General features: G+C 70.1%; 6 protein-coding genes and 1 pseudogene. 5 read left to right on the forward strand and 2 right to left on the reverse strand.

The genetic code is table 11. The annotated features are described in order from the left end of the window. Positions 1–116: 116 nt before the first annotated feature. A complete protein-coding gene (locus MJ783_RS16460; RefSeq protein WP_239311335.1) occupies positions 117–1,424 on the reverse strand; it encodes a hypothetical protein in 1,308 nt (435 codons plus the stop codon). Positions 1,425–1,930: 506 nt separating this feature from the next. Here MJ783_RS16460 and MJ783_RS16465 point away from each other — a divergent pair. The 5 genes from MJ783_RS16465 to pyk all read left to right on the forward strand — a co-directional run bounded on the left by MJ783_RS16465 (position 1,931) and on the right by pyk (position 7,212). Beyond that, complete coding sequence (locus tag MJ783_RS16465) at positions 1,931–2,149, forward strand: helix-turn-helix domain-containing protein (RefSeq protein ID WP_131766260.1); 219 nt, start codon at positions 1,931–1,933, stop codon at positions 2,147–2,149. Between the two features lie 290 nt (positions 2,150–2,439). Continuing rightward, positions 2,440–2,958 carry an enoyl-CoA hydratase/isomerase family protein gene (locus MJ783_RS16470; protein WP_239311336.1) on the forward strand — a complete coding sequence of 173 codons (519 nt, stop codon included), beginning with the start codon at positions 2,440–2,442 and terminating at the stop codon, positions 2,956–2,958. Positions 2,959–3,051: 93 nt separating this feature from the next. Continuing rightward, positions 3,052–5,004 carry an ABC transporter ATP-binding protein gene (locus tag MJ783_RS16475; protein ID WP_239311337.1) on the forward strand — a complete coding sequence of 651 codons (1,953 nt, stop codon included), beginning with the start codon at positions 3,052–3,054 and terminating at the stop codon, positions 5,002–5,004. 455 nt (positions 5,005–5,459) lie between these two features. Beyond that, positions 5,460–5,612, forward strand: a complete 153-nt coding sequence (locus MJ783_RS16480) for a hypothetical protein (RefSeq protein WP_239311338.1) — start codon at positions 5,460–5,462, stop codon at positions 5,610–5,612. Positions 5,613–5,796: 184 nt separating this feature from the next. Next, on the forward strand, positions 5,797–7,212 hold the full coding sequence (gene pyk, locus MJ783_RS16485; RefSeq protein ID WP_239311339.1) for a pyruvate kinase: 1,416 nt from the start codon (positions 5,797–5,799) through the stop codon (positions 7,210–7,212). Positions 7,213–8,140: 928 nt separating this feature from the next. Here the strand turns inward: pyk and MJ783_RS16490 are convergent. Next, positions 8,141–8,793: pseudogene (locus MJ783_RS16490) on the reverse strand (hypothetical protein); the annotation flags it as partial.

Here is an 8,793-nt window from a genome sequence, read left to right on the forward strand (position 1 = left end):
CCCGTGCGAGCGATGAACCTCCCGTCGGCTGGCCGCTGACGCCGCCGGGCGCGCCGGCTGGTCGGCTGGTCGGCGCACCCGGTCGGGGCAGGTGGCCGGTTGGCCGGCGCCGGCTGTCACAGCGTCCCGGGCAGGAAGGCGCGGGCGACAATCGCGCTGAGGGCTCCGACGCCGGTCAGGCCCAGCGGAAGGGCTCCTGCCTGGGTCATGTCGCCTGGACGGTCCGGGCGTGGGTCAGGCGCCAGCGCGGGCACCAGCAGCCAGCAGTAGAACGGCAGCCAGGACCGCCCGGGATCGACCGCGGCCAGGCCGGTCAACATCCCGAACCCGATCGCGGGGACGGCACCGGCGAGAAAGGGCCATCCAGGGGTGAGCCGGACGCGCCGCGCCGCCCGGATGATCGTTGGCCCGCAGGCGACCAGCACAACCGTGAGGCCGGGAGGAACGCGCGCGACCCACGCCGGCACACCCGAGCCGATGCCGGGGATGTGCGCGGCGGCGTGGGCCACCTGGTCACGCGCGACAGTCAGCCCGTCCGGCCAGGAGAACCCCAGCAGCGCGGCCACGGACAGCGGCACCAGAACGCACGCGCCAGTGATCACGTTGAGCAGCGGCCGCCGGCGGACGAAGTAGACGGCCACAACCGCGACACCCAGCCAGGGGATCCCGTAGCCGCACAGCGTCGCCACGCCGATGCCCAGCCCACATGCTGCCGCCCACCACAGCCGCCGCCCCGGCTCGGAGCCGATGACCCCGAGCGTGACGGATGCGGCGGCGAGTGTCGCGGCCAGCGCGTCCGCGGCCGGGAGCCATACCGCCCACGGCGCCAGCACCAGCACCGGGACGAACCGCCGGGCGGCCCGTTCATGGCACAGTGACCGGACCGCGATCGTGACCAGCGGGACGGTGGCCGCGCCCACGAGCGTCAGTATGGCGCCGAGCGTGCTCGGCGCCCCCATCCCCAGCCGCGTCAGCGCCCACAGCAACAGCGTCAGGCCGGGGGGATGGGTGCGGGTGTCGTAACCGTAGGCGGCGGCGTGCTGGGCGTACGTCCGCAGGAACCCCAGCGGATCCGCGCCCACGGCGGCCATGTCCGACAGGTAGCCCCGCTCGCCGCCCAGCGGGGCGGCCAGGCCGCCACAGCCGCTCACCGAGGCCAATGCCAGGGTCCACGCCACCGATGCCGCGTATCCGACGACCAGCAGCGGACCCCACCGGATCCGAATGTGAAGATCCTGCCATACCGCGATGATGACCACGGTCATGACGGCCGGAGCGAGGAGGGACGCCAGCGAAATATGCGCGCGTCGCTCCGCCGTGAACGGTATGCCAACAAGCGTCCTCGGCAGCGGCACGGTATCGCTCCCGCCGCCGCGCAGCAGTGCGGTCAGGCCCAGACAGGCGATTACCGTACCGATCCACACCGCGATTTCCCCGAGCCCGGCGCTGCCCGCACCGGGTTCTCCGCCGGCTTGCCGGTTGCCGCCTGGATCCTGGCCGCCTGATCGAATCGAGGTCCGCAAAGACGTTCTCACGACCGCACGCCCGGCGCAATGACCACATGTGCACCGTAGCCAGGTCGACGCTGCTGGGTTCGGATGGTGCACGATGTTCCTGGCGCGGATTCGACGATGTCCGTTGCGGCGCGCTGAAGTCCCTGTTCGGCCAGCCAGGGCGATGAGGGACGCTGGTCTTCGCTGGCGTCGGCGGACGCGCTGTTTCTCCTGCCGGGTGGGCGGAACAGCTGTGCTCCCGTGGCCGGGCGTTGGTGTTCCGGTGGTGGGAGGAAGGGAAAGGCTGGGCCTATCCCGGGGGTTGCTCGGGCGCGCGAAGAGGATCAGTGTGATGGATCACATGCGCTTCGAGTGGCGCGTTCACCGCGACTGAGTGAAGATCGGTTCGCAGATCATCTATCACGGAGGGGGCCACATTGGCCGAGCTTAGGAAAGGAACCCGGATCACCGGCGCGGAGCGCGACAAGCTTGCATCAGAGCTTCGGAAGAAGTATGAGGCGGGGCAGAGTATCCGCCTCCTCGCTGAGTCGTCGGGTCGTTCGTACGGGTTCGTTCATCGGATCCTCTCGGAGTCCGGAACGACTCTGAGAGGCCGAGGCGGCGCAACCCGAGGCAGTAAGAAGAAGAGCGTCTGATCATGTCGCGACCGGCCGCCGTCGATCTGGCGGCGGCCGGGGTGACCCTGGCGATCGAAGGCTCACGGGCGACCGTAACCATTGATCGCCAGGATCACGACGCCGGATGGGCGCGTGCCGCGTCCACCGCGGGAGCGCTGGCGGATATCGGGAGATGTCTATCCGGGAACATCCGGCTTGTGCTTCTGCGGATCATCGGTGGTTTACCGTGCCCCGATCGTGGTCGAGTCGATGCAGCCGCTGCTGACGGCTTGGAGCGGCCCGGTACGACGGGCCTCGGTACAGCGGGTATGACGGGTATGACGGGCGTCGGTATGGATGGCATGGGCAGCCGGCCGCCCGCCCAGTGCTGGTTGTCCCGGCCCGACCTGTTCAGCGTCGCTGTCGTCAGCGGGTACGCCGTGGACGCGCTTCACTTGGCGCTCGCCTGCGATCTGCGGGTTTTCTGCGAGGACGCATATCTGGCCATGACCGGAATCCACCAGGGACTCGTCCCGGCGCTGGGCGTGTCCCGCACGCTGGTTGATCTGATTGGTTACAGCCGGGCGCTTGATCTCTGCGTGACGGGACGCGTGTTGTCCGGGAGGCAGGCGTATGAACTGGGGCTCGCGGAGCGGCTGGTGGCCCCGGGCGATCGGGATGACACGGTGGAGGATCTCGTGACCGGGCTGCTGGCGGCACCCCGCGGGCTGGCCGTTGAGATCAAGGCGCTGTTGCTGCACAGCCGTGAGCGCACCCGGAAGGATCAGTTGCGGGCCGAACGCGATGCCTGGCTCCGCACCGCGCGGGAGGTCGCGCCACCGGGATGAGATCTCACCGGGATGAGAGCGCGGGAATGATCCGCTGGTGGGGCCTGCTTACAGTGTTACACAAGCAGCGGCATCGATTCCTGGGGTGGACTGATGAGATTTGCGGAGGGCGGGCCGCCCATCAGCGCACGGGCTTTCCAACGTGATCGTTCGATTGTGCATCAGAAACTTCGGCCAGGTACTCTGCGCCGGATCGTGGAGTTCGCACGCCCGTACCGGCGGATGCTGGCCGGTTTCCTCGTGCTGATCATAATTGACGCGGCGCTGGGCGCCACCACGCCGCTCATCTTCAAATCGATCATTGATGATGGCATCATCCCCGGCCGGGTGGGTGTTGTGGAGGCGCTCGCGGCGCTGGTCGGGCTGATCGCCGTCATCAGCGCGCTGCTGGCGCTGGCGCAGCGCTGGTTTTCCGCCCGCATCGGCGAAGGCCTCATCTTCGACATGCGGTCACGGGTATTTGATCATATCCAGCGCCAGCCGCTGGCCTTCTTCACCCGCACCCAGACCGGCGCGCTGATCTCCCGGCTGAACAACGACGTCCTGGGCGCGCAGTCGGCCTTCACCGGGACGCTGTCCGCCGTCTTGTCCAACGTCGTATCCGTCGGTTTCGTGCTTGCCGCGATGGTCGCGCTGTCGTGGCAGATCACCGTCGTGTCGTTGGTCCTGCTGCCGGTGTTCATCATCCCGGCGCGGCTGCTCGGCCCGAAACTCGCCGCGCTCACCCGGGAGGGCTACGGGCTCAACGCCGAGATGAACACGACGATGACCGAACGGTTCAACGTGTCGGGGGCGATGCTCGTCAAGCTTTACGGCCGCCCGTCAACGGAGAACCACGGCTTTGTCGCCAAGGCCGCCCGCGTCCGCGACATCGGGGTGACCCAGGCCATGTACGGCCGGATCTTCTTCGTCTCGCTGACCATGGTCGGGGCGCTGGCAACCGCGATCGTCTACGGGGTCGGCGGACGCTTCGCGGCCGAGGGCGCGCTCGAAGTAGGCACGGTCGTCGCGCTGACGTCGTACCTCTCCCGCCTCTACGGGCCGCTGACCCAGCTGTCGAACGTCAACGTGGACGTGATGACCGCGCTGGTCTCCTTCGAGCGGGTGTTCGAGATCCTCGACCTGACGCCGGCCATCGCCGACCGGCCGACCGCGGTCGACCTGCCGCGCGGGTCCGCGACGATCGAATTCGACAACGTCGACTTCGGTTACCCGGCCGCGGACGAGGTCTCACTGGCATCGCTGGAGTCGGTGGCGGTGCTCGACGGCCGGGTGCCCGAGCCCGTCCTGCACAACGTCTCGTTCCAGGTGGCCCCCGGTGAGCTGGTGGCGCTGGTAGGCCCGTCCGGCGCCGGCAAGACGACGATCAGCCAGCTGGTGCCGCGGATGTATGACGCGCGTTCCGGCACGGTGCGCGTCGGCGGCCATGACGTCCGCGACGTCACCCTGCGGTCGCTGCGCGACGCCGTGGGCGTTGTCACCCAGGACGCGCATCTGTTCCACGACACGATCCGGGCGAATCTCGCCTACGCCCGTCCGGAGGCGAGCGAGGAGCGGATGTGGTCGGCGATGGAGGCGGCCGCGATCGCCTCCGTCGTGCGGGCGCTGCCCGACGGCCTCGACACGGTTGTCGGTGACCGTGGCTACCGCCTCTCCGGCGGGGAGAAGCAGCGCCTGGCCATCGCCCGGCTGCTGCTCAAGGAGCCTTCGATCGTGGTCCTCGACGAGGCCACCGCGCACCTGGACAGTGAGTCCGAAGCGGCGGTCCAGCGGGCGCTGGCCACCGCCCTGGCCGGCCGGACAGCACTGGTGATCGCGCATCGTCTGTCAACGGTTCGTGATGCCGACCGGATCCTGGTGATCGAGGGCGGCCGGGTGGCCGAAAGCGGGCGGCACTCCCAGCTGCTGGCCAGTGGCGGCTTGTACGCGGAGCTGTACCGCACCCAGTTCGAAGGCCAGCGTCCGGTTCCGCCGGTGCTGGTGGCCGAGGGCCAGGCCCCTCGCGGTCGCGGCGAGCCCGAAGCCGTGGCCACGGCTGTCAGTTAGAGCGCGTTTGAGATCGTCATTCCGGCTCGCCGCGCCCAAGCGGCCCCTGGCCGCGTTCTCGGCCAGGCCGATACCACTCATCCGGTATCGGCCTGGCCCGCGGCTTTGCCGGCAGCCACCTGGGCGCGGCTGCCTGGTCGAACGGCAACGTCTGGAACACGCCGAGCACCGCGGCCGGCCGGCCGTGTCGTTCTCAGGCCTGGTCGCCCGGTGGCCCGCCCGACGCGTCAGGCGACGTTTTCCGTATATGTGTGCCCGGATTCACCGTGGACCGGCCGGGCCATTTCACGCGGGCCGTCCGGGCTGTTGCCGCGGGCCGGACGGCGTCACATCCCCGGGGTGCCGGGGACGGGCAGGACTACGCCGGGCGTCCTTTGCCACTGTCGGTGGGAGTCTGGTCGGAGGCGTCATCGCCACTCGCCGACGCCGCATCGGGCTCGTCATGCGGGAGGGAAATGTCGACATCGCCGGACGGATGGCGGTGGATCGCCGGGTTTTCACTCATCTGCCTGCCCACCGTGACCTGGGTAGTTATCCTGGACCTGCCCGCCTGCGCAGCCGCTGGGGAGCTCGCCGGGGAACTCTCGGCTCCGGTGCCGACGCTCTGATCCGGTTCGTGTCCACGCGCTCCGCAGCAGTGCGGACACGTTGACCGTACGCCTGGTCGCCACATAACGCAGCCGATGGCGTAGCTGGGTCCTTTTTCCTGTAGACGAAAAACGTTCCGGGTGTCGTTCAGTCGATAGCGGGGGCGGTGTCCAGGCCCCCCGCATCATTTCCTAGGCTTATCCCGTGTCTCGTCGCGCGAAAATTGTGTGTACACTCGGTCCGGCCACCAGCTCTCCCGACATGATCCGGGCGCTGGTCGAAGCCGGAATGGATATTGCCCGTCTCAACCTCTCGCATGGCTCCCATGATCAACATGTCGAGACCTACCTGCGCATCCGCGCCGCCGCTGACGCCGTCGGGCGCAGCGTCGGCATCCTGGTCGATCTTCAGGGGCCGAAGATCAGGCTGGGGAAGTTCGGGTCCGGGCAGGTCACCCTGCTGCCCGGCCAGCACTTCACGATCACCACCGATGACGTCGTCGGTGACCAGAACCGCGTGGGAACAACGTTCTCGGGGCTGACTGCCGACGTCTCCAAGGGGGACCGCATCCTCGTCGACGACGGCCGGCTGGTGCTCGATGTCACAGACGTGATCGGCGCCGACGTCCATACGACGGTTGCCATCGGTGGGCCAGTCAGTGATCACAAGGGTATGAACATCCCGGGCGCGGCCCTCGGCGTGCCCGCGTTGACCGACAAGGACACCGAGGACCTCCGTTTCGGGCTCGGCCTGCCCGCTGACATGATCGCTTTGTCCTTCGTCCGGTCGGCTGCCGACATCGAGAAGGTACGGACGGTGATGGACGAGGCCGGTGTGCGTATCCCCGTCCTTGCCAAGATTGAGAAGCCGCAGGCTGTCGATCAGCTTGAGGAGATCGTCGAAGCCTTCGACGGTCTGATGATCGCGCGTGGCGACCTGGGCGTGGAAATGCCCCTGCAGGTCGTGCCGCTGGTCCAGAAACGTGCTGTGTCATGGGCGCGCGAGCGCGCGAAGCCCGTGATCGTGGCCACCCAGGTGCTGGAGTCAATGGTCCACGCCCCCCGGCCCACCCGTGCCGAGGCCAGCGACTGCGCCAACGCGGTCCTGGACGGCGCTGACGCGATCATGCTGTCGGCGGAGACCAGCGTCGGTGACTACCCCATCGAGGCGGTGTCCACGATGGCTCGGATCATCGAGACGGTAGAAGTAGATCTTTCTCGGATCCCGCCGCTGCGGACCCGTCCACGGACGGTCGGCGGCGCCCTGGCCGAAGCCGCGGCGAACGTCGGCGGCGCTATGGGGGCCCGTTACCTCGTCGCGTTCACCCAGAGCGGGGACACCGCACGGCGGCTCGCCCGGTATCGCAGCCCCATCCCGTTGCTGGCCTTCACCCCGGTGCAGGCGGTCCGCAGCCAGCTGGCTCTGCTGTGGGGCGTCGAGACCTTCCTGGTGCCGTTCGCGCACAGCACGGACGAGATGGTCCGGCAGGTCGACAGCGCGCTGCTGCACCTGGAGCGTTGCCGGCCGGGTGAACTGGTTGTCGTGGTCGCGGGGACACCGCCGGGGGTGGCCGGGATGACCAACACCATCCGGGTGCACCGCATCGGCGAAGAGGTATAGCCCTGCCCCAGCGAGTGCCTTCGGCGCGATCTGGGAGCCCGTCTCCTGGGCTGGTCGTTGTGGGGGGTTTGTAGATCACCTGATGATGATCTACAAAGGGGAGGGGTCGGTGCGTCCGCTCCGCGGAAACCTGGGGGCCCTGGCTCGCGGGCCGTCGCCGAGCCGCGAGAGGACGGATCAGCCCGTAGTGCCCGCGTCACGATGATGCGGCCCGGGGCCGGGCTGGACATCCGCGCGCTGTGCGTCCCGGCCGGCTGTGGCCGGCTGGATGCGGCTGATCAGGTTTACTGGGTGGTCAGGCGAACGGATGGCAGGACTGTCCCACGGTCGTGGCAGTGTGCGCCATTGGTGTGAACGCCGCTGTTCCAGCGGGCGGAGGTCCTGGGGACCCGCGAGGCGATGGCCTGGTTCCCAGGGGCTTCAGCTCCCTGGGCCATTCGCCGGACCCTGACCCGGCCCAACCGACCCGGGAGCGTGTCATGACCGAACAGCCGGCGCGGCGGCCTCGTGAACGGCTTCGTGAAACAGACCGCGGCAACGATGCCGCCGAGGGGCAGGGCTCTTCGCCGGCTGAGGCCCAACCCGGTACGGAGCGCCCGGCGGCTCCGTCCGGCCCGTCCGCCGATCGGCCGGATCCGCGGACCGAGGCGCCCGCCCCGCGCCGGACAGGCACGGTGCAGCCGCGTGGGCAGTCCGGGGCGCACCGTTCCCCGCCGGCCGCTGCTCCTTCGTCCGCCGCTCCTTCGCCTGGCGCCCCCTTGGCCGGCGCTGCTGTGTCCCCCCCTGAACGGGGCTCCGGCGGCCAGCCGCCGGTGGCGCGCCCGGCGCAGGCGAGTCCTCGACCGGTGAGTCCCGCGTCGGTGAGTCCCGCACCGGAACGGCCCGCACCGGAACGGATGCTGCCAGCGGCTCAGCGGCGGGTGGCGTCTCAACGGGCCGAGGCACCGGCCGGCACGACGGCCGCGGCGGTGCCGACCGGCCAGGGTGACAACGGGCCATCGCGGTCCGGACCGGAGCGCCAGCAGACCCCGCGGCCCGCACCGGGCCGTGCCGCCGCGGACGCCGCGAAGGACTCAAACGGCGCGGGTGCTCGCCCGGACCCAGCCGCGACTTCCTCCCGGCCGGCGGCACCCGTGCGACCGGCCGCGCCGAGTCCCGGTCCCGCATCCAGCCCTGCCGCCGGCCCCGCTCGGACAGCGCCGGGGCTGCCGGCGACGCCGCGTGCGGAACCCTCGCGTACGGAGAATCGCCAGGTTGAGACCCGGCGGCCCCCGCAGCCCCGGCAGGCGGCACCGAACGGACCCCGGTCGGCTGATCGCGGGCCGGTGGACCGCCAGCCGGGCGGCGCGGCAGCCGAGGCGGCCAAACCCACCGAGACCAGGTCACCCGCAGCGCCGCGGCCTTCCCTGGAGGCCCCCACCACGCGGATTTCCCCGCAGCGATCACGGTCACCAGCGCCGGAGACAGGCTCCGAGCGTGCCGAGCCGCCGCCCTGGACGCCCGCGCCCCAGCCTCGCTCGCGGGGCGGGGCGCAACCGTCCGCGCCAGCGGGGCAGCCCCGGCCGCCGGGGCCCGCGCCGG

The organism is Protofrankia sp. Cj3, assembly GCF_917627355.1.
Lineage (GTDB): Bacteria > Actinomycetota > Actinomycetes > Frankiales > Frankiaceae > Protofrankia.

Coding starts and splice junctions, on each gene's coding strand:
- MJ783_RS16470 (WP_239311336.1), top strand. CDS start 2,440: ATGACGGGTATGACGGGCGTCGGTATGGATGGCATGGGCAGCCGGCCG.
- MJ783_RS16475 (WP_239311337.1), top strand. CDS start 3,052: ATGAGATTTGCGGAGGGCGGGCCGCCCATCAGCGCACGGGCTTTCCAA.
- MJ783_RS16480 (WP_239311338.1), top strand. CDS start 5,460: ATGTCGACATCGCCGGACGGATGGCGGTGGATCGCCGGGTTTTCACTC.